Below are 20,387 nucleotides of genomic sequence, written 5' to 3' on the forward strand. Positions count from 1 at the left end.
GCGCTCCCATGCTCATCCGGCTCCTGTCGGCGGCGCTCGCCGCCGGCTTCCTCGCGGCCGTCCTGGTGACGGGCCTCGAACTCGCGCTCACCTCGCCGCTGATCATCGCGGCCGAGCGCTACGAGACCCAGGCCACCCCCGGCTCCGCAGCCGCCGTCGCCCCGATGCCCGATCGCCTGCCGATCGTGCTGGCGCATGCCGGGCACGACCACGATTCCAAGGCCGCGCCCGAGTGGCAGCCGGGCGCGGGCCTGCCGCGCATGCTGTTCACCGGGCTCGCGACCCTCGTCGGCGGGATCGGCTACGCGCTGCTGCTCGGCGCGGTGATGCTGGCGACCGGCCGCGAGCCGTCGCCCGAACGCGGCCTCGCCTTCGCGGTGGCCGGCTTCCTCGCCGTGGCGCTCGCGCCGGCGCTGGGCCTGCCGCCGGAGCTGCCCGGTAGCGAGGCGGCTCCTCTGGTCGCGCGCCAGGTCTGGTGGCTGATGACCGCCGCCGCCACCGCGATGGGGATCTACCTCATCGCGATCCGCCGGGTGCCGATCACGATCCTCGGCGGACTTGTGCTCATCGTCGCGCCGCATCTGGCCGGCGCGCCGGAGGTGGCGGCGACGCCCTCCGAGCTTCCCGCCGGCCTCGCCGCGCAGTTCGCCGCGCGCTCGCTCGCCATCGCCTTCGTGTTCTGGGCGGTGATCGGGCTGGCGTTCGGCCGCGCGTGGCAGACCTTCGGGCCGAAGACCGCGGCAGGCGCCCGTGGCTGACACGGTCCTCTACGTCTGCACCACCTGCCGCATGGAAGGCGACGCACCGGACGGCCCGCGTGCCGGCGCCCGCCTGCTCGACGCGCTGCGCGCGCTGCCGGCGCCCGACGGGGTGACGATCGAGGCGGTCGAGTGCCTCTCCGTCTGCAAGCGGCCCTGCACCGTCGCGGTGGCGGCGGAGGATCGCTGGACCTACGTCTACGGCGACCTCGACCCCGCGGCGTCGGCACGCATCATCCTCGACGGCGTCGGGCTCTACGCCGGCACGCCCGACGGGATCGTGCCGTGGAAGCAGCGCCCGCAAGAGTTCCGCAAGGGCGTCGTCGCCCGCATCCCCCCGTTTCCGCCGCGCGCGGCCTGAGCCATCGGCGAGATCCCCATGACCATCGTTGCGAAGATCCCCTGCACCATCGTCACCGGCTTCCTCGGTGCCGGAAAGACGACGCTGGTGCGCCACGTGGTCGAGAACGCCGGCGGGCGCCGGCTCGCGATCCTGGTCAACGAGTTCGGCGACGTCGGCTTCGACAAGTCGTTCCTGGCCGCCTGCGGCATCGAGGGCTGCACCGAGGATTCGATCGTCGAGCTGCCCAACGGCTGCATCTGCTGCACCGTCGCGGACGACTTCGTGCCGGCGATGACGGCGCTCCTCGACCGCCCGAACCCGCCCGAGCACATCCTGATCGAGACCTCCGGCCTCGCCCTGCCGAAGCCCCTGGTCCAGGCCTTCCAGTGGCCGGCGATCCGCTCGCGGGTGACCGTGGACGGCGTCGTCGCGGTGGTGGACGGGCCGGCGGTGGCGTCCGGCGCCTTCGCCGAGGACCCCGAGGCGCTGGCGAACCAGCGCGCCGCCGACACGGCCGTGGACCACGACAACCCGCTGGAAGAGGTGTTCGAGGACCAGCTCCTTTGCGCCGACCTCGTCGTGCTCAACAAGGCCGACATGATGGACGCCGCCGGCCTCGCCGCAGTCCGGGTCGAGGTGGAGCGCCAGCTTCCCCGCGCGGTGAAGGTGGTCGAGACCGCCCACGGGCGGATCGACCCGCGCGTGCTGCTCGGCCTCCAGGCCGCCGCCGAGGACGACCTCGACGCGCGCCCGTCGCATCACGGCGAGGGCGAGGACCACGACCACGACGACTTCGAGACCGTGGCGCTCCCGGTCCGCACCGCGATCACCGCCGCCGACCTCGCCGCCCGCGTCGAGAAGGCGGCGGAGACCAAGGGCGTCCTGCGGATCAAGGGCTTCTGCGCCGTCGAGGGCAAGCCGATGCGCCTCGTGGTGCAGGGCGTCGGCCGCCGCATCACCCATCATTTCGACCGGCCCTGGACCGCGAGCGAGCCGCGCGACGGCACCCTGGTGGTGATCGGCCTCAAGGGTTTCGACCAGGGTGCGGTCGCGGAAGCGCTGGCCGGCTAGGGCTTGTCCGCCGCCCGCGCTACACTGCCCGTTTTCACGACCACCGCAGATCCCGGGATGCTGGACCGCCGCGAGAGCCCGATGAGCCTGGATGCGTTCTTCGCCTGGCAGGAAGCCCAGGCGGAGCGCTACGAGCTCGTCGGCGGAGTGCCGGTACGGATGATGGCGGGTGCTCGCAACGTCCACGACGACATCGTCGTGAACGTCCTTGCTTGGCTGCGCACGGCCTTGCGCGGCAGCGGATGCCGCCCGTTCACCGGTGACGGCAGCGTCGAGACGCTGCCCGGCCAGATCCGCCGCGCCGACATCGGCGTCGATTGTGGGCCGCGCGATCCGAACGCTCTCAAGGCGGCGCAGCCGCGGGTCGTCGTCGAAGTGCTGTCGCCGAGCGCGCGGGACTTCGACGCGTTCGAAAAGCTCGCCGAGTACCGCACGATGGCCGACCTCGAGCACATCGTGCTGGTCGAGCCCAACGCGGCGGAAGTTCGCCTGTGGACGCGCGAGCCCGACCGGACTTGGGCCGAGACACGGCTGCTCGGCCTCGCCGCGACGGTCTCTATCTCAGCGCTCGGGATCGTCCTGCCGGCCTCGGAAATCTACGACGGCGTGACCTTCCCGAACCGGCCTCGCCTCGTCGCCGACGAGCCCGACGAATCGGCAGGCTGACTCAGCGCATGCACCTGATCCGCATCGATACGGTGAGCCTCGACGACGGCGAGGCGGCGGTCGACCTCGGGCAGCAGCCCGGCGACGTCGTCTTCCTGTCGTTCACCGATTCCGACCTGCTCGGCATGGCAAACGCCCACGCCGCCTGCGGGCCGGACTTCCCGTCTCTGCGGCTGGCCAAGCTGTCGCGGCTGCGCCACCCGATGTCGGTCGACCTCTACGTCGAAACGGTGGTGGCGAAGGCGAAGGTCGTCGTCATCCGCTGCCTCGGCGGGCTCGACTACTGGCGCTACGGCGTCGAACGCTGCGCCGCCGCGGCCCGGGCCGCCGGCATCCCGCTCGCGATCCTTCCCGGCTGCGACCGGCCGGACCCGCGCCTCGTCGAGCTCTCGACCGCGCCCGACCTCGCCCCGATCCTCGACGCCTATTTCCGCGCGGGCGGCCCCGAGAACCTGCGCCGGATGCTCGGGCGGATCGCGGCCGAGATCGGTTTCGCGACACCCGTCGAGCCGCCCGAGACCCTGCCGCGCGGGTTCGCCTGGTGCCCGGGCTGCGGGCCGCTGCCACTGGAGACCGCCCTGTCCGTCGGCGCCTCCCCGCTCGGGTTGACGGCACCCGACGCGCCCGCCCCGCACGCGCTGATCCTGGCCTACCGCTCGGCGGCGCTCGGCGGCGACGGCGCGCCGGCCGACGCGCTGGCCGCGGCGCTGCGCCAGCGGGGCATCGCGACGCTGACCGTCGCGGTGGCGAGCCTGAAGGACCCGGAGGCGGTCGAGGTCGTCCGCGCGGCGATCCGCGCGCGAAAGCCCGACCTGATCGTCGCCGCCACCGCCTTCTCGGCGCGCGAGGACGCCGGCTTCGTCCTCGACGCAGCCGACTGCCCGGTGCTGCAGGCCTTCACGGTCGGCAGCCCGCAGGAGGCCTGGGAGGCCTCGGCGCGCGGCATGAACGCGGCCGACCTCGCCATGCAGGTGGCGCTACCCGAGTTCGACGGCCGGCTCTCCGGGTTTCCGATCTCGTTCAAGCAGGAGGCTGAAGCCGTCGACGGGCACGCCGAGCGCCGCGCGGTCCCCTACGCCCCGGGGATCGCCGCACTCGCCGACCGCGCCGCCGCCTGGTTGCGCCTCGCCGCGACGCCCGCGCCGGAACGCCGGATCGCCGTGGTGCTGTCCGACTACCCGTCCCGCGGCGGCCGCGCCGGCTTCGCCGTCGGGCTCGACACGCCCGAGAGCGCCCGTGCGATCGTGTCGGACCTCGCCGACGCCGGCTACGCGGGCGGATCGCTGCCGGAGGCCGCCGCGCTCATGCACGCGCTGACGGACGGCGTGCAGGGTTTCGCGGTGTCGCTCGCCGACTACAGGGGTTGGCTTGCGACCCTGCCCGAGACGTCGCGCCAGGTTTTGACCGAACGCTGGGGCGCGCCGGACGCCGACCCCGCCATCCGGGACGGCTCCTTCCGATTCGGGATCGTGAGGTCCGGCCACGACACATCCCCTCCCCCCTCTGCGGGAGAAGGAGAGCTGGGCGCGGCGGGCCGCATCGCGATCTTCCTCCAGCCCGACCGGGGCCGGTCGGACGACCGCAAGGCCGGCTACCACGACCCCGACGAGCCGCCGACGCACGCCTACCTCGCGTTCCACCTCGGGCTGCGCCGCAACTTCGACGCCCTAGTTCACCTCGGCACGCACGGCACCACGGAGTGGCTGCCGGGCAAGGCCGTCGCGCTGTCGCCCGGGTGCTGGCCGGCGCGGGCCGTCGGCGCCCTGCCGGTGGTCTATCCGTTCATCGTCGACGATCCCGGCGAGGCGGCCCCGCTGAAGCGCCGGCTCGGCGGCGTCGCCCTCGGGCACCTGACGCCCGCCGTCGAGGCCGGCGGCCTCGATCCCGAGGCGGCGCGCCTGCGCGAGCTCGTGGAGGAATACAGCTCCGCGAGCGTCCTCGACCCGCGCCGCGCGGCGCTGATCGCGCGCGCCATCCTCGACGACGCCGAGGCGGCCGGCCTGCTGGGGGGCGCCGGCATCGACGCCGACACGCCCATGGCCGACGCACTCGCGGCGCTCGACGCGCATCTGTGCGACCTCGGCGAGACCGCGTTCCGGGACGGGCTCCACGTCTTCGGCCGCGCACCGGACGGCGCGCCGGACGCCGTCGCCGCGAGCGCGCGCGCGGAGCGCGCCGGCCTGCTCGCTGCCCTCGACGGCCGCTTCGTGCCGCCCGGCCCGTCCGGCTCGCCCTCGCGCGGGCGCACCGACGTGATGCCGACGGGCCGCAACCTGACCACCCTCGATCCGCGCGCGCTGCCGACCCGGGCGGCGACCCTGCTCGGCGAGAAGGCGGCGGCCGCGATCGTGCTGCGGCACCTGCAGGACGAGGGCGAATATCCCGCCCGCATCGTCATGGACCTTTGGGCCTCGCCGACCCTGCGCACCGGCGGCGAGGACGTGGCGCACGCGCTTGCACTGATGGGGGTGCGCCCGACCTGGGACCACGCCTCCACCCGCGTCACCGGCTTCGAGGTACTGCCGCTCGCCCTGCTCGACCGCCCGCGCATCGACGTGACCTGCCGTGTCTCGGGCGCGTTCCGCGACACCTTTCCCGACACCCTCGCCCTCCTCGACCGTGCCGCGCGCGCCGTCGCCGAGCGCGACGAGGAGGACGACGAGAACCCGCTCGCCGCCGCCCGCCGCCGCGGCGAGGGGCAGGCCCGGGTCTTCGGCGCGGCGCCCGGCCGCTACGGTGCCGGCGCCGCCGAGACGGCCCTCGACGGAGCCTGGGCCGACCGAAACGACCTCGGGCGCGCCTACCTCGCGGCCAGCAGCCACGCCTACGGCGACGCCGAGGGCGCGGATGCGGGCTTCGCCGCGCGGGTCGCTCAGGCCGACGCCTACTTTCACGCCTTCGACGTGGCCGAGCGCGACCTGCTCGACGGCGACGCCGCCGCCGACGCCATGGGCGGGTTCGCGGCCGCGGCGTCGCTCGCCGGCGGCACGCCGACGCTCTACAGCCTCGACGCCTCGAATCCCGAGGCGCCGAAGGCGCGCACCGCCCGCGAGGACGCCGCCCGCCTCGTCCGCGCCCGCTTGGCGAACCCGCGCTGGATCGCCGGCCAGCTTCGCCACGGCTATCGCGGCGCGCAGGAGCTGGCCCAGGGGCTCGACGCAGTGTTCGTGCTCGCCGCCGCCACCGACGCCGTGACCGACGCCGACTTCGACCGGCTCTACGGCGCCTGGATCGCCGACCTCGACACCTTCGACGCCCTGCGCGCCGCCAACCCGGCGGCGACCCGGGCGATCCTGGAGCGCTTCGACGAGGCCCGCGCCCGCGGGCTCTGGACCAGCCGCCGCAACGCGATGCCGGCCGACGAGCTGATGCCGCAGGCGGCGGAATGAGTGCGTCCCGCCGCGTCCTCCCCGAGGCCTCGAGCCGCCGCGGCTGGTGCCCGAGCCTCGCCCGCCCGATGCCGACCGGCGACGGGCTGCTCGCGCGCATCCATCCGCCGCTCGGCATCCTGACGCGGGCGCAGCTCCGTGCGGTGGCCGACGCCGCCCGCGTCTTCGGCAACGGCCATGTCGACGTCACCGCCCGCGCCAACCTGCAGCTGCGCGGCGTGAGCGAGGCCACCCGCCCCGGTCTCGTCGCGGCGTTGGACGCGGCCGGCCTCGGCGACGTGCGCGCCGACGGCGGCCCGCAGCGCCTCACCCTGACGAGCCCGCTCGCCGGGTTGGCAGGCGAGGCGATCGACGTGGCGGGCATCGCCCGCGCGATCGAGGCGCACGGGATCGCCATCGCCGGCCTACCGCCGAAGACCCTGGTGCTGATCGAGGGCGCCGGCCTCGATCCGGCGGAGATCGCGGCCGACATCCACGTGCGAGCGGTCGGACCCGGCGTGGCGGTTTTGGGCCTCGCCGAAGTGTCCGGCGTCGCGTGGGTCGGAACCTGGGACGCTGAGCGGGTCGCGCCAGCGGTCGCAGCGCTGTTGAGCAGGTTCGCCGCGAGCGGCCATCGCCGCGTCCGCGACCTTTCGGCCGACGCGCGTGCCGAGATGGTGATGGCTTTGTCGGCAAACGGCGCGACGCTCTTCCCCCCCTCATCTGGGGAGGTGAGAGGGAAAGGCGCCTTCTCCGGTGAAGCACCGCCATTCCTCCCGATCGAAGCGCCCTTCGGACGCTGCACCGTGGCGATGCTCGTCCGGCTGGCGCAGGTCGCGGACGACCTGGACGCGGACGACATCCGCGTCTCGCCGACGCGCGGCTTCGTCCTGCCGGTGCGCGGCCCGCGGTCGCAGTGTCGGTGCGATGCGGCGGCCGAACTCGCCGCCGCCGGCTTCGTCACCGCGCCCGACGACCCGCGCCGCGCGGTCGCCACCTGCCCCGGCGCGCCGGCCTGCGCCTCCGGCTCGACGCCGACGGGGGCGGATGCCGCCCGGCTCGCGGAGGCGTTCCGACCGTTCGCCGCGGCGGGGCTGACGGCGCACGTCTCCGGTTGCGCCAAGGGCTGCGCCCACCCGGGCCGCGCCGACCTGACGCTGGTCGCGCGCGCAGGGACCTACGGCGTCGTCCTCGACGGCGCGCCCGGCGATGCGCCGGCTTGGGAACTGACTTTCGACGCGGCGCTGGAGCGCGTATGGAGGGCGAAACCCGGCGCACTGGCACAGGCGTTCGGCCCCTCTTCCCTCCGTCGGCAGCCAAGCGCCGAACAAACCATCGGGACCACGATATGAGCGCCCGCCACGAGTACCTGCGCGACGGCGGCGCGATCTACGCCCGGTCCTTCGCGATGATCCGCGCCGAGGCCGACCTTTCGCGCTGGTCGGGCACCGCCGAGCGCGTGATCGTGCGGATGATCCACGCCTGCGGCATGACCGACCTGCCGGCCGACGTCGAGATGTCCGAGACCTTCGCCGAGGCCGGCGAGGCGGCCCTGCGCGCCGGTGCGCCGGTCCTCTGCGACGTGCGGATGGTGGCCGACGGCTGCACCCGTGCGCGGATGCGGGCCGAGAACCGCGTGATCTGCACCCTCACCGACCCGCGCGTGCCGGCCATGGCCGCCGAGATGGGCACCACCCGCTCGGCCGCCGCGATGGAGCTGTGGCGCGAGCACCTGCCCGGCAGCGTCGTGGCGGTCGGCAACGCGCCGACCTCGCTGTTCCGCCTGCTCGAGCTCCTCGACGAGGGCGTCGCGCCGCCGGCGGCGGTGATCGGCATCCCCGTCGGCTTCATCGGCGCCGCCGAATCGAAGGAGGCGCTGGCGCGCGACGGGCGCGTGCCGTTCGTCGTGGTGCACGGCCGGCGCGGCGGCAGCGCGATGGCAGCCGCCGCCGTCAACGCGCTCGCCAACGAGATCGAGTGATGGACGCGGGCGAGAACCGCTTCGCGGAGGCGCCGGCCGCGCAGCCGGACCGGCCGGCGGCGGCCGTCACCGGCACGCTGTTCGGCGTCGGCATGGGCCCGGGCGACCCGGACTACCTCACCGTCCGCGCCATGCGGGTGCTGGAGCACGCGCCGGTCCTCGTCCACTTCTGCAAGAAGGGCCGCCGCGGCAACGCCCGCACCATCGCCGACGCGGTGCTGCCGCCCGAGCCCGCCCGCGAGTTCGCCCTCGCCTACCCCTACACCACCGAGTTGCACCCGGATCACCCGGATTACGTCGGGGCGCTCGCCGCCTTCTACGACGACGCGGCGGGACAGTTGGCCGACCACCTCGGCGCCGGGCGCGACGTGGCGATCCTGTCCGAGGGCGACCCATTCTTCTACGGCTCGTTCATGCACCTGTGGCGGCGCCTGAAGGACCGATTCCCGGTGGAGGTCGTGCCCGGCGTCACCGGCATGTCGGGCTGCTGGACCAAGGCCGGCACGCCGATCACCTGGGGCGACGACGTGCTGACGGTGCTGCCGGCGACCCTGCCGGCAGCCGACCTCGCCGCGCGGCTCGCCGGCACCGACGCCGCCGTGATCATGAAGCTCGGGCGCCACCTGCCGAAGGTCCGCGCCGCCCTGCGCGAGGCCGGGCTGCTCGGGCGCGCCGTCTACGTCGAGCGCGGCACCATGGCCGGCGAGCGCGTCGTGCCGCTGGCGGACAAACCTGACGACGTGGCGCCCTACTTCTCGATGGTGCTCGTGCCGGGCGAAGGCCGCAGGCCGTGAGCGCACGTGTCGCGGGAGGCGGAAGCCTCGCGGTCGTCGGCCTCGGGCCGGGCGACGCCGGGCTGCTCACCGCGCGCGCGCAGGCTGCGCTCGATGCGGCCGAGGACCTGATCGGCTACATCCCCTACGTCTCCCGCGTGCCCGATCGGCCGGGGCTGACGCGGCATGCCAGCGACAACCGTGTCGAGGTGGACCGCGCGCGCCATGCGCTGGAACTGGCGGCCTCCGGCCGGCGGGTGGCGGTGGTCTCGGGCGGCGACCCCGGCGTGTTCGCGATGGCGGCGGCGGTGTTCGAGGCGGTGGAGGCCGGCGATCCGGCATGGCGCCACCTCGCGATCACCGTCGAGCCCGGCATCACCGCGATGCTGGCGGCGGCCGCCCGCCTCGGCGCGCCGCTGGGGGGCGACTTCTGCGCGCTCTCGCTGTCGGACAACCTCAAACCCTGGGACGTGATCACCGCCCGGCTCGAAGCCGTGCTGCGCGCCGACTTCGTGGTCTCGCTCTACAACCCGATCTCGTCGGCTCGGCCCTGGCAGCTGGGCAAGGCCCTCGGCATCGCCGCCGAGATCCGGCGGCCCGACACGCCGGTGGTGTTCGCCCGCGCCGTGACGCGCCCCGACGAGGCGATCCGCGTGATGACGCTGACCGAGGCGCGCACGGCCACCGCCGACATGGCGACGATGGTCGTCATCGGCGCCTCGACCACGCGGCTGATCCCGCGCGGGCCGGGCGAGCGGCCGTTCGTCTACACGCCGCGCAGCGTCGGATGAGGCCGGCCCGCGCCGACGAGCCGCGCCACGGCCCCGGCTGCGTCCGCCACCGTCTCGACCGCCGGCTTCCAGGGCTGGCGCACGATCACCACCGGCAGCCGAAGCTGTCGCGCCGCAGCGATCTTGCCGTAGGTCGCGGCGCCGCCGGCGTTCTTGGTCACCAGCACCGCGATGGCGGCGTCCCGCATCAACGCCGTCTCGGCGGCCTCGTCGAAGGGGCCGCGCGCGCGGATCGCCGTGAGGCGCGGCACGGGGAGCGCGTCGCCGAGCGGCTCGATCGTGCGCACGACGTATTCGTGCTGGGGCGCCGCGGCGAAGGCAGAGACCTCCATCCGGCCCACCGTGAGGAAGACGCGCCGGGGCGCCGCGCCCAGCGCCGCGACACAGTCCGCGACACTCTCGACCTCGTTCCAGAGGTCGCCCGGCGCGCGCGCCCAGGCCGGGCGGCGGATCGCCAGGAGCGGCACGCCGGCCGCCGCCGCGGCGTCAGAGGCGTTCCGGCCGATGCGCGCGGCGAACGGGTGGGTGGCGTCGACCAGCCGATCGACCGCCTCGTCGCGCAGGTAGCGGGCCAGACCCTCGGCGCCGCCGAACCCGCCGACGCGGGTCGGGACCGCCTCGACCGCCGGGTTCGCGGTGCGGCCGGCCAGCGACAGGGTGACGGCGAGGCCGGGATGGGGGAGAAGGCCGCGGACGAGGGCGCTGGCCTCCGTCGTGCCCCCGAGGATGAGGATCCGCATGGCCGCCTTGTCCGATAGGCCCGAACCGGTGTCGAGGCCCGCGCCGTGGCTCGCGATCGTCGGGATCGGCGAGGATGGCCGCGCCGGGCTCTCGCCCGCGGCCGCCGCGGCGCTCGACGGCGCCCGCGTGGTCTATGGCGGCGGCCGCCACCTCGCGCTCGCCGGCCGGCTCGATGCGGAATCGCGCGCCTGGCCGAGTCCGATCTCGGACGCCTATCCCGACATCCTGGCGCGGCGCGGGACGCCGACCTGCCTGCTCGCCACCGGCGACCCGTTCCATTACGGCATCGGCGCCGAGATCGCCCGGATCGTACCGGCCGCCGAGATCCGCGCCTTCCCGCTTCCCTCCGCCTTCAGCCTCGCCTGCGCCCGCCTCGGCTGGCCGCTCGCCGAATGCGCCTGCGTCACGCTGCACGGCCGGGCGCTCGCGCAGGTCGTCCGCCACCTGCAGCCCGGCGCGCGCCTGCTCGTCCTGTCCTGGGACGGGACGACGCCGGCCGCGGTCGCGGCGCTGATGACGGAACGCGGCTTCGGCGCCTCGCGGATCACGGTGTGCGAGGCCATGGGCGGCCCGCGCGAGCGCCTGCGTGAGAGCCCGGCGCGCGGCTTTGACCTCGGCGACATCGACGCCCTGAACACCCTGGCGATCGAGGTGGTCGGCGAGCCCGGCTGTCGCGCGGTCGGCCTCGCCGCCGGGCTCGACGACGGCTGGTTCGAGAACGACGGGCAGCTGACCAAGGCCGAGATCCGCGCCGTGACGCTCGCGGCGCTTCGTCCGCTCGCGGGGCAACTGCTCTGGGACGTCGGCGCCGGCGCCGGCTCGGTCGGTATCGAATGGATGCTGCGCCATCCCGCCATGCGGACGCTGGCGATCGAGGCCCATCCCGCGCGCGCCGAGCGCATCGCCCGCAACGCGCAGACCCTCGGCGTGCCGGGACTGGCCGTCGTCCACGGCCCGGCGCCGGACGCGCTCGCCGGGTTGCCGGCGCCGGACGCGATCTTCGTCGGCGGCGGCCTCTCGGCACCGGGCGTGCTGCCGGCGGCTTTGGCCGCCCTGCGATCCGGCGGCCGGCTCGTGGCCAACGCGGTGACGCTGGAGGGCGAGGCGGTGCTGCTCGCCGCCTTCTCCGCGCAGGGCGGGTCGCTGCGGCGGCTGTCGATCGCCCGCGCCGACCCGGTCGGCGGTCTGCACGGATGGCGGGCGGCGATGCCGGTGACGCAATGGGCCTGGACCAAGCCGTGACGGGACCCCGCCTCGTCGCCGGCATCGGCTTCCGGCACGGCGTCGCCCCCGAAGCGATCGTCGCCCTGATCCGCCGCGCCCTCGACGAGGCCGCGTGCGGGGGCGCCCTCGTCGCCATCGTCACCGCCGCCGACCGCGCCGGCGAGCCGGCGATCCAAGAGGCCGCCGCCGCCTTCGGCCTCGTGCCCGCGTCGGTGGAGCCCGAAGCGCTCCTTTCGGTCGATCCGCGCGTGCCGACGCGCTCGGCCCGGATCGAGCAGTCGCGCGGCGTCGGCTCGCTGGCCGAGGCGACCGCCCTGGCGGTGGCTGGCGAGGGCGGACGCCTCGTCCTCGCCCGCATCGACGACGGGCGGGTCACCTGCGCGCTCGCGGCGATGGCGCCGACGGGCGCCGAACACCCGAATCTTGAATCCAAGCGCGCCCGAGCGGCGCAGATCGCGACCGCATGACCGTCCATTTCATTGGCGCCGGACCGGGCGCCCCCGACCTCATCACGTTGCGCGGGCGCGACCGCATCGCGGCTTGCCCGGTCTGCCTCTATGCCGGCTCGCTGGTCGCGCCGGAGATCCTCGGCTGGTGCCCGCCCGGCGCGCGGATCGTCGACACCGCCCCGCTCGACCTCGATGCGATCGTCGCCGAGATCGAGGCGGCGCATGCGCGCGGGGAGGACGTGGCCCGGCTGCATTCCGGCGACCTCTCGATCTGGAGCGCGCTCGCCGAGCAGATGCGCCGCCTCGACCGCATCGGCATCCCCTACACGGTCACGCCGGGCGTTCCGGCGTTTTCCGCCGCGGCCGCGCTCTTGAAGCGCGAGCTGACGGTGCCGGGCGTGGCGCAATCGGTCGTCCTCACCCGCACCTCCGGCCGGGCGAGCGCGATGCCGGAGCGCGAGACGCTGGCCGCCTTCGCCGCCACCGGCGCGACCCTCGCGCTGCACCTCTCGATCCACATCCTGGACAAGGTCGTCGCCGAGCTGATCCCGTTCTACGGCGCGCCCTGCCCGGCCGCCGTGGTGTTCCGCGCCTCCTGGCCGGACGAGCGGGTGATCACGGGCACGCTGGCGACGATCGCCGACCTGGTGGCGGGGTCGGGCATCGAGCGCACGGCGCTCATCCTCGTCGGGCCGGCGCTCGGCGCCGAAGACTTTCGCGAGAGCGCGCTCTACGCCGCCGACTACGACCGCCGGTTCCGGCCCGGCGGCGCGGTCGGGACGGTGGACGCCGAGGATTCGAACGCATGAGCGTGCCCGGCATCCTCGTCGCCGCGCCGCGGTCGAGCTCCGGCAAGACCACCGTGACGCTCGCGCTGATGCGGGCGCTCGCCCGGCGCGGCTTGCGCGTGCGGGGCGTGAAATGCGGGCCGGACTACATCGACCCGGCCTTCCACGCCGCCGCCACCGGCCATCCGAGCGTGAACCTCGACAGCTTCGCCATGGGGCCGGCCCTCCTCGACGCGGTCGCGGGCTTTGCCGTGCGCGATGCCGACATCGTCGTGGCGGAAGGGTCGATGGGCCTGTTCGACGGCGTCCGCGCCGGCGAGGGCCGCACGGGGGCGAACGCCGACATCGCCGCCCGCTACGGCTGGCCGGTGCTGCTGGTGCTCGACGTCTCCGGGGCGGCGCAATCGGCCGCCGCCATCGCGCTCGGCTGCTCTCTCTACGACCGGCGCGTCAAGATCGCCGGGGTGGTGCTGAACAAGGTCGCCAGCGCCCGCCATCGCCGCCTCGTCGAGGCCGGGCTGCAGCGCGTCGGCATCCCGGTGCTCGGCGCGCTGATGCGGGACGCGTCGCTGGTCCTGCCCGAGCGCCATCTCGGGCTCGTCCAGGCGCGCGAGACCGCCGACCTCGACGCCCGCCTCGACCGCCTCGGCGACCTCGCCGTCGAGGGGCTCGACTGCGACGCGATTCTGGCCGCAGCGGGCGGTGCGGTCCCCGTCGGCGCGGGCGCCCTCCCCTGCCCGCCCGGCCAGCGCATCGCGGTCGCCGCAGACGCGGCGTTCAGCTTCCTCTACCCGCATCAGGCGGCGGGCTGGCAGGCGGCAGGCGCCGAAATCGTGCCGTTCTCGCCGCTCGCCGACGAAGCGCCGGACGACGGCTGCGACGTATGCTGGCTACCCGGCGGCTATCCGGAGTTGCATGCCGGCCGCATCGCCGCAGCCACGACCTTCCGCGACGGCTTACGGACCTTCGCCGAGACGCGGCCGGTGCACGGCGAGTGCGGCGGCTACATGGTTCTGGGTGACAGCCTGGAGGACGCCGCCGGCATCCGGCATCCGATGGCGGGGTTGCTGCCGGTCGCGACCTCGTACAAGGCCCGCAAGCTCCATCTCGGATACCGCGTCGCCCACCCGATCGGCGACGGGTTGCTGGGGCCGGCCGGGCTGCGCCTCGTCGGCCACGAGTTCCACTACGCCACCGAACTCACCCCACCGCCGGCGGAGGACGAGGCGTTCTGCCGGGTCGCGGATGCGGAAGGAACCGACCTCGGCTTCGCCGGGCATCGGCGCGGCCGCGTCACCGGCACGTTCTTCCACCTGATCGCGCTGGAGGATTGACGCGGACCGCCGCGCAGGCCGCAGCGGACCGCGCCCCCGTGGTGCCCATCAGATCGCGTTACTCGGCGGCTTCGGCCTCGGCCACGTCGGCTTGCGGCTGACCGAGCTTGGCCACCGTCCGCACGATCGCGAGCACGTCGCGGCGCATCTGGTCGTTCTCGATCAGCGCGTAGGCGCGCAGCAGCTCGATCGCGCCGTGCGCGCTGAGGAAGCCGAACACGTCCTCCTTCGGGGCCGCGCCCTCGTCCTTCTCCTCGAAGAAGGCCGAGACCGGCACGTCGAGCAGCCGGGCGATCTCGCGCAGGCGCCCGGCGCCGACACGGTTCTGGCCCTTTTCGTATTTCTGCACCTGCTGGAAGGTGACGCCCACCGCCGTGCCGAGCGCCGTCTGGCTCAACCCGCGGGCCTTGCGCAGGGCGGTGATGCGGAGCCCGACGAGGCGGTCGACGTCGGTGGTCTGTTTCGGCATCATCGTCGGACACAGTCCTGTTTCGCGGCCACAACTTAGGGCGCACCGCCATCCTCGCGCGGTTCTGCCGCCGCTCGGACGATTGACACCCAGTCACGCAGGCCGCCACCTGCCTCGCGCGCGCCTGACGGTGCCCTGCCGACGCCCGGCGAGGGCGAAGGGCTACCCACCCGAGCGCTTCAACAAAAACAACTAGGACACGAATTAAACGAGAATGCAAGCTTAGATCGTTCCAGCAGGGCGGTTGTCACCGCGTTCGCGCTTACCCGCCTCATGCCCGCGCTAAAACTATAGTAAGTGAGTTCTCGACTTGCGGTCGTCGTCCGGCCGCAACCCTGGGTGGGAACTACGCAGACCGGCAGTCCGACTTCGGAACGATGGCCGGACGCCATCAAATCATGGAGATGTTGATGTTCATTGCGATGAATCGTTTCAAAGTCGTTAAGGACTCCGCTACCGATTTCGAACAGGTCTGGCTCGGGCGCGACAGCCACCTCGGCGAGATGGAGGGCTTCGTCGAGTTCCACCTGCTGCGCGGACCGGAGGCGGACGACCACATCCTCTACGCGTCGCACACGATCTGGCGTTCGAAGGCAGACTTCGAGGCCTGGACCCGCTCCGAGCAGTTCCGCAAGGCGCACGGCCGCGTGCCGACGACGAAGCCGCTCTATCTCGGACATCCGCAGTTCGAGGGCTTCGAGACCATCCAGACCGTCGGCGGAGCCGAGAACGCCGTCGCCGCCGAATGATCGCGCGGCCCCGGCCTCCGCGCACGCGGGCCGGGGCTTCGATGCAGCCAAGTCTTCGATTTAGCCGAGCCTTCGCTTGGACTGTGCCTGGCCGGTGGACGAACTCGCCCGTCGGGGCCGATGCCAAGTCTTCAAGCTCTCGAACACGGCTTTGACGGAGTCGAGCCCGCTCTCACTAGAAGCCTCACCTGCCCTCGGCGTCCGCTCTCATCCCCTTATGCACGCAAGTCTGCGCGCCCCGTCGAAGCCGCCGGGTCGTCACGCGACTTGCGGACCCGCGCGGCCGCTGACTACTGCGAAGTCATGTTTTCTAAATCATCACGACGATATGAAGCGTGAGCGCGAAACGCATTCCCCACCGAATCCGTAGGGTAACGACGATAATCAATTTCCTTTTGCGTTCTTAACTTAGGGAAATGGTCTTCTCGGTAGTTTCCTCACGTTGCGACGCGCCGGTCGGCGTCTTATGGCGAAAGAGTCTAGCGCAAGGTCACGGGCGTCGTGATCACGGCCCTACGCTTGCTCCGTCGTCCAAGAGTGCTCGTTGCGACCCACGATGTGCGTCGTTTCGGGACACTGTCCGGTTCAGTTCGGAACATGGCGCGCCAGATGTTTCAAGATCGTCTGCCCGAGACCTTCCAACCGCTGCCGACCTCGGCCGAGCGGCGGCGCACGGTTTGGGCGGCCCTGCTGCCGCGCCGGAGCCGGGACGCGTTCCGCGTCGGCATCTCGGCCTCGGTGGCGGTGATCGACATGCTGTCGATCGTTCTGACCGCGATGGTGATCGAATACGGCTACTTCTACATCCTCAACGGCGAGGTGATGCCGCTGTCGTCGAGCTGGGGCCTGCAGCTCTCGGGACTCCTCGCCTTCGTCATCGTCTCGACCTCGGCCCTGCGCGAGGAATACGCGATCGAGGCGATGCTGGCGCAGAAGGCGTCGCTCCAGCGCAGCGCCGCCCTGTGGCTGGTCGCGTGGGCGGCCGCCCTGGTCGTGGGCTTCATCACCAAGACTACCAACGACGTCTCCCGCGTCGTCGCGTTGACCCTGTTCGTCTGCGGCCTGCCGGCGCTGATGCTGGCGCACGCGGCGATGATCGGCCTCGTGCGCCGCGGCGTGACGCCGGCCTCCAGCTCGGTCAGCCGCGTCCACCTCGTCGGCTTCGAGGACGACATCGCCCGCTTCTACGCCAGCAACGAAGCCGACTCCCTCGGCCTGCGCGTCGTCGGCACGAGCTACCTCCGCCGAATCGACACCCGGGCCGACGCGGCGACCCGCCACGCCCAGATGTCCGAGGACCTCGACCTCGCGGTCTCCGTAGTGCGGTTCCTGCGACCCGACGACGTCTTCATCCTGGTGCCCTGGGCCGACACCGCCGAGGTCGAGCGCTGCATCGACGCGTTCCTTCGGGTGCCGGCGGCCCTGCACCTGCGCCCGGGCTCGGTGCTCGACCGCTTCCCCGACATGCAAGTCTCCCGCGTCGGCCGGCTCTCGGGCATCAACATCGGGCGCCGCCCCCTGAGCATTGCCGAGGTTCTGCTCAAGCGCATCCTCGACGTGACGCTCGCCACCATCGCCCTCTTTGCACTGAGCCCGCTGCTCGCGGCGGTGGCGGTTGCGATCAAGCTCGACAGTCCCGGCCCGGTGTTCTTCCGGCAGAAGCGCTACGGCTTCAACCAGCAGCCCTTCGGCGTGTTCAAGTTCCGCAGCATGAAGGTGGAATCCGACGCGGTGTTCAAGCAGGCCTCGCGCAACGATTCGCGGATCACCCGGGTCGGCGCCTTCCTGCGCCGCTCCAACATCGACGAGTTGCCGCAGATCCTCAACGTGCTGAAGGGCGAGATGTCGCTCGTCGGGCCGCGGCCGCACGCGCTCGCCCACGATCGCAGCTTCGAGCGACGCATCGCGCTCTACGCGCGGCGCCACAACGTCCGCCCGGGCATCACCGGCTGGGCGCAGGTCAACGGCCTGCGCGGCGAGACGCTGACCGATCTCGACATGGAGCGCCGGGTCACCCACGACCTGCACTACATCGACAACTGGTCGATCTGGTTCGACATCCAGATCATGTTCCAGACGGTGTTTTCGCGCCGCGCCTATCGCAACGCGTTCTGAGCGTTTCCAGGGTCTGATTTTCGGCGGCGCTGACTCCTGTCAGGCGGCTGATCCTACCATCCACGTCATCCTGAGGTGCGGACGAGAAGCGGAAGCCTCGAAGGAGCCCTCCAGGGATCGTGCGCGTTCTGCAGACCTCCTTCGAGGCCGGTGACGCGGCACCTCAGGATGAGGTGGTGGGTGGGAAGGGAGCGCATCGTCCGCCGCCGGCCGTCTCCCTCAATGCGCGTCGTCGCCCTGTCGCCCATGGCAGGCGCCGCACTCGCCCTCGACTTCGAGGATGCGGCTCGCGGGGCGGAAGCCTGCCCGCTCCAGGGTGCGGCCGAGCCCGGCTTCGATCTCCGGCGACGTGGTCTCGTCGATGCCGCCGCAGCTTCGGCAGATCAGGAACACCAGCCCCTCCCCGGCGCCGTGCTCGTGCGCGCAGGAGACGAACGCGTTGCGGCTGGCGATGCGGTGGACGAGGCCGTTCTCGGTGAGGAAGTCGAGCGCGCGATAGACCGACACCGCCGCCACCCGGCGCTCGGGCCCGCTGAGGCGCTCGGCGATGTCGTAGGCCCCCATCGGCTTGCCGGTCTCGGCGACGGCCTGGAGCACGTCGTGGCGCAGCTTGGTGAAGTGCAGGCTGCGGTCGCGGCAGAGCTTCTCGGCACGCGCCATGGTCGCGGCGGCGTGGTCGGCCCCGCACGCGCCTCCCTCGTGCCCGGCGTGGTCGTGCATTCCGCTCCTTGCGTCCCAGCCTTGGCGTCCCGACCGCGATTGAACGCTGCCGGTGTTACAGTGTATCACCGGAGATTATAGGCCGCGCACCCGGTCCGGGCAACGGATCGACGCCCGGCCTTCGCGCCCCTCGATCAAGATCGCCTCCCTTGAGACCCAGATCACGCCCGCCGGCTTCCTCGTCCGCGTCGCTGTTCCACAGCGGCTTGGCGTTCCGCCTCGGCCTGGCCGCCGCGCTCGCCGGGCCGCTGTGGCTGGCGATCGCCTGGACGCTCGGCACATGAGTGCGGGCGCGCCGACCCCCGGCGACATCCGCTTGAACTGCCTGACGCTCGGCTACGACCGGCATCCGGCGGTGCATCACCTCGACGGCACCATCCGCCGCGGCGACCTGCTCGCCCTGGTCGGACCCAACGGCGCCGGGAAGTCGACCCTGCTCAAGGGGCTGATCGGCGACATCCCGAGCCTCGACGGGCAGATCCTGCGTGGCATGCCGGCGCGCACCCTCGCCTACCTGCCGCAGGCCGACGAGATCGATCGCAGCTTCCCCTTGAGTGTCCTCGATCTCGCCAGCATGGGCCTGTGGCGGCGCTCCGGCGCTTGGCGCAGCCTGCTCGGCCATCGCGGCGCCGTCCAGCGGGCGCTCGAGGCCGTCGGCCTGTCCGGCTTCGAGGCGCGCCCGATCGGGACGCTCTCTGGGGGGCAGTTCCAGCGGGCGCTGTTCGCCCGCCTGATCCTGCAGGACGCGCAGGTGATCCTCCTCGACGAACCCTTCACCGGGGTCGACGCACGCACCACCGACGACCTGATCGCGCTGATCCGCACCTGGCACGGCGAGGGCCGGACCATCGTCGCGGCCCTGCACGACCTGGCGCAGGTGCGTGCGCATTTCCCAAAAACCCTGCTGCTCGCCCGCGAGCCGGTGGCCTGGGGCGCGACCGCGTCGGTGCTGTCGCCGCAGAACCTCGCCCGCGCCACCCGCCTGTCGGAGGCCTGGGACGAGGATGCCGCGATCTGCGCCCACGACCACGCTCAAGCCGCGGCGGGGCTCGACGCACCGGGAGGCGGGCACGACCACGCCCATGCCCACGAGCACGGGCATGGGCATGGACATCACCACTCGGCCTCCACCGAACAGCGCGAGACTGCGGCGTGATCGATCTCGTTGCGCCGTTCGTCGAGTTCGGCTTCATGCGCCGGGCGCTGGTCGGCTGCCTCGCCCTGTCGATCTCGGCGCCGCCGGTCGGCGTGTTCCTGATGCTGCGCCGGATGAGCTTGATGAGCGAGGCGATGAGCCACGCGATCCTGCCCGGCGCCGCGGTCGGGTTCCTCGTGGCCGGCCTGTCGCTGCCGGCGATGACGCTCGGCGGGTTGGTGGCCGGGCTCACTGTCGCGCTGCTCGCCGGCCTCGTCACACGCTCCACCGTGATCCGCGAGGATGCGAGCCTCGCCGCGTTCTACCTGATCTCGCTCGCCGCCGGCGTCCTGCTGGTGTCGCTGCGCGGATCGCAGATCGACCTGCTGCACATCCTGTTCGGCACGGTGCTAGCCCTCGACGACCCGGCGCTGCTGCTGCTCGGCGGCATCGCGACGGCGACCCTGTTCGGCCTCGCCCTGATCTACCGCCCGCTGGTGATGGAATGCGTCGACCCGCTGTTCCTGCGCACGGTGAGTCGCAGCGGCGGCCCGGTGCACTACGCCTTCCTCGGCCTGGTGGTGATGAACCTCGTCGGCGGGTTCCAGGCGCTCGGCACCCTGCTCGCGGTCGGCCTGATGCTGCTTCCGGCGATCGCAGCCCGGTTCTGGGCGCGCGACCTCGGCACGCTGATCCCGGCCTCGATGCTGATCGCGGTGCTGGCGAGCTTTTCCGGCCTCAGCCTGTCCTACCATCTCGACCTGCCGACCGGGCCGGCGATCGTGCTGGCGGCGGGTGCCCTGTATCTCGTGTCGATGCTGGCCGGCCCGCGCGGCGGTCTGCTCTACCGCCTCGTCAAGCCGAGACACCTCGAGGCGTGAACTCAAGCGATGCGATTCGGAGCGTTTCGGC

General features: G+C 73.0%; 21 protein-coding genes. 18 read left to right on the plus strand and 3 right to left on the minus strand.

Features of this window, described 5'->3' with window-relative positions; all coding sequences use genetic code 11:
• The first annotated feature begins 8 nt into the window (after positions 1-8).
• The 9 genes from FV226_RS00510 (at position 9) to cobJ (ending at position 9,751) form a co-directional block, all read left to right on the plus strand.
• Positions 9-758 (plus strand): CbtA family protein, encoded by a 750-nt coding sequence (locus FV226_RS00510; RefSeq protein ID WP_147761372.1) that lies wholly within the window; start codon positions 9-11, stop codon positions 756-758.
• Positions 751-1,119, plus strand: a complete 369-nt coding sequence (locus FV226_RS00515; RefSeq protein ID WP_147761373.1) for a DUF1636 domain-containing protein — start codon at positions 751-753, stop codon at positions 1,117-1,119. The genes FV226_RS00510 and FV226_RS00515 overlap by 8 nt, the downstream gene beginning before the upstream one ends.
• An 18-nt stretch (positions 1,120-1,137) precedes the next feature.
• Positions 1,138-2,172, plus strand: a complete 1,035-nt coding sequence (cobW, locus tag FV226_RS00520) for a cobalamin biosynthesis protein CobW (protein ID WP_147761374.1) — start codon at positions 1,138-1,140, stop codon at positions 2,170-2,172.
• An 81-nt stretch (positions 2,173-2,253) separates the two neighbouring features.
• On the plus strand, positions 2,254-2,838 hold the full coding sequence (locus FV226_RS00525; RefSeq protein ID WP_187278693.1) for a Uma2 family endonuclease: 585 nt from the start codon (positions 2,254-2,256) through the stop codon (positions 2,836-2,838).
• A gap of 8 nt (positions 2,839-2,846) precedes the next feature.
• Complete coding sequence (cobN, locus tag FV226_RS00530; RefSeq protein ID WP_147761376.1) at positions 2,847-6,227, plus strand: cobaltochelatase subunit CobN; 3,381 nt, start codon at positions 2,847-2,849, stop codon at positions 6,225-6,227.
• Positions 6,224-7,558 (plus strand): hypothetical protein, encoded by a 1,335-nt coding sequence (locus FV226_RS00535; RefSeq protein WP_147761377.1) that lies wholly within the window; start codon positions 6,224-6,226, stop codon positions 7,556-7,558. The genes cobN and FV226_RS00535 overlap by 4 nt, the downstream gene beginning before the upstream one ends.
• On the plus strand, positions 7,555-8,187 hold the full coding sequence (locus FV226_RS00540; RefSeq protein ID WP_147761378.1) for a precorrin-8X methylmutase: 633 nt from the start codon (positions 7,555-7,557) through the stop codon (positions 8,185-8,187). The genes FV226_RS00535 and FV226_RS00540 overlap by 4 nt, the downstream gene beginning before the upstream one ends.
• Positions 8,187-8,981, plus strand: coding sequence for a precorrin-2 C(20)-methyltransferase (locus FV226_RS00545; RefSeq protein ID WP_147761379.1), 795 nt, complete (start codon positions 8,187-8,189; stop codon positions 8,979-8,981). Before FV226_RS00540 ends, FV226_RS00545 begins: the two co-directional genes overlap by 1 nt.
• Positions 8,978-9,751 carry a precorrin-3B C(17)-methyltransferase gene (gene cobJ, locus FV226_RS00550; protein ID WP_147761380.1) on the plus strand — a complete coding sequence of 258 codons (774 nt, stop codon included), beginning with the start codon at positions 8,978-8,980 and terminating at the stop codon, positions 9,749-9,751. Before FV226_RS00545 ends, cobJ begins: the two co-directional genes overlap by 4 nt.
• On the opposite strand, the gene FV226_RS00555 is transcribed toward cobJ, so the two are convergent.
• Positions 9,727-10,491, minus strand: coding sequence for a cobalt-precorrin-6A reductase (locus tag FV226_RS00555; RefSeq protein ID WP_147761381.1), 765 nt, complete (start codon positions 10,489-10,491; stop codon positions 9,727-9,729). The two genes, cobJ and FV226_RS00555, sit on opposite strands and share 25 nt — an antisense overlap.
• On the opposite strand from FV226_RS00555, the gene cbiE reads away from it, so the two are divergent.
• The 4 genes from cbiE to FV226_RS00575 are packed head-to-tail and all read left to right on the plus strand — an operon-like array spanning position 10,490 to position 14,287.
• Positions 10,490-11,734 (plus strand): precorrin-6y C5,15-methyltransferase (decarboxylating) subunit CbiE, encoded by a 1,245-nt coding sequence (cbiE, locus tag FV226_RS00560; protein ID WP_147761382.1) that lies wholly within the window; start codon positions 10,490-10,492, stop codon positions 11,732-11,734. The genes FV226_RS00555 and cbiE overlap by 2 nt on opposite strands.
• Entirely contained in the window at positions 11,713-12,183 is a 471-nt protein-coding gene (locus tag FV226_RS00565) for a cobalamin biosynthesis protein (RefSeq protein WP_147761383.1), read from the plus strand. The genes cbiE and FV226_RS00565 overlap by 22 nt, the downstream gene beginning before the upstream one ends.
• Positions 12,180-12,974: a precorrin-4 C(11)-methyltransferase gene (cobM, locus tag FV226_RS00570; protein WP_147761384.1), complete on the plus strand. Its 795-nt coding sequence runs from the start codon at positions 12,180-12,182 to the stop codon at positions 12,972-12,974. Before FV226_RS00565 ends, cobM begins: the two co-directional genes overlap by 4 nt.
• The gene (locus FV226_RS00575) at positions 12,971-14,287 is read left to right on the plus strand and encodes a cobyrinate a,c-diamide synthase (protein ID WP_147761385.1); all 1,317 of its coding nucleotides are present in this window, start codon (positions 12,971-12,973) and stop codon (positions 14,285-14,287) included. Before cobM ends, FV226_RS00575 begins: the two co-directional genes overlap by 4 nt.
• 58 nt (positions 14,288-14,345) lie before the next feature.
• Here FV226_RS00575 and FV226_RS00580 read toward each other — a convergent pair whose 3' ends face one another.
• Positions 14,346-14,759, minus strand: coding sequence for a helix-turn-helix transcriptional regulator (locus FV226_RS00580; RefSeq protein WP_147761386.1), 414 nt, complete (start codon positions 14,757-14,759; stop codon positions 14,346-14,348).
• 407 nt (positions 14,760-15,166) lie between these two features.
• On the opposite strand from FV226_RS00580, the gene FV226_RS00585 reads away from it, so the two are divergent.
• Positions 15,167-15,505, plus strand: a complete 339-nt coding sequence (locus tag FV226_RS00585; protein ID WP_147752914.1) for an antibiotic biosynthesis monooxygenase — start codon at positions 15,167-15,169, stop codon at positions 15,503-15,505.
• A 609-nt stretch (positions 15,506-16,114) separates the two neighbouring features.
• On the plus strand, positions 16,115-17,620 hold the full coding sequence (locus tag FV226_RS00590; RefSeq protein ID WP_147761387.1) for an exopolysaccharide biosynthesis polyprenyl glycosylphosphotransferase: 1,506 nt from the start codon (positions 16,115-16,117) through the stop codon (positions 17,618-17,620).
• Between the two features lie 219 nt (positions 17,621-17,839).
• On the opposite strand, the gene FV226_RS00595 is transcribed toward FV226_RS00590, so the two are convergent.
• Positions 17,840-18,340: a Fur family transcriptional regulator gene (locus FV226_RS00595; RefSeq protein WP_147752916.1), complete on the minus strand. Its 501-nt coding sequence runs from the start codon at positions 18,338-18,340 to the stop codon at positions 17,840-17,842.
• Between the two features lie 149 nt (positions 18,341-18,489).
• Between FV226_RS00595 and FV226_RS28870 the strand changes: the two genes are divergently transcribed.
• From FV226_RS28870 to FV226_RS00605, 3 genes are read left to right on the plus strand one after another with little or no spacing between them, the layout of a single operon-like run.
• A complete protein-coding gene (locus FV226_RS28870) occupies positions 18,490-18,624 on the plus strand; it encodes a hypothetical protein (protein ID WP_281406013.1) in 135 nt (44 codons plus the stop codon).
• A complete protein-coding gene (locus tag FV226_RS00600; RefSeq protein ID WP_147761388.1) occupies positions 18,621-19,496 on the plus strand; it encodes an ABC transporter ATP-binding protein in 876 nt (291 codons plus the stop codon). The genes FV226_RS28870 and FV226_RS00600 overlap by 4 nt, the downstream gene beginning before the upstream one ends.
• 35 nt (positions 19,497-19,531) lie before the next feature.
• Positions 19,532-20,356 (plus strand): metal ABC transporter permease, encoded by an 825-nt coding sequence (locus tag FV226_RS00605; RefSeq protein ID WP_147761457.1) that lies wholly within the window; start codon positions 19,532-19,534, stop codon positions 20,354-20,356.
• The last annotated feature ends 31 nt before the right edge of the window (positions 20,357-20,387 follow it).

This window comes from Methylobacterium sp. WL12 (assembly GCF_008039475.1).
Classification (GTDB): Bacteria; Pseudomonadota; Alphaproteobacteria; order Rhizobiales; family Beijerinckiaceae; genus Methylobacterium; species Methylobacterium cerastii.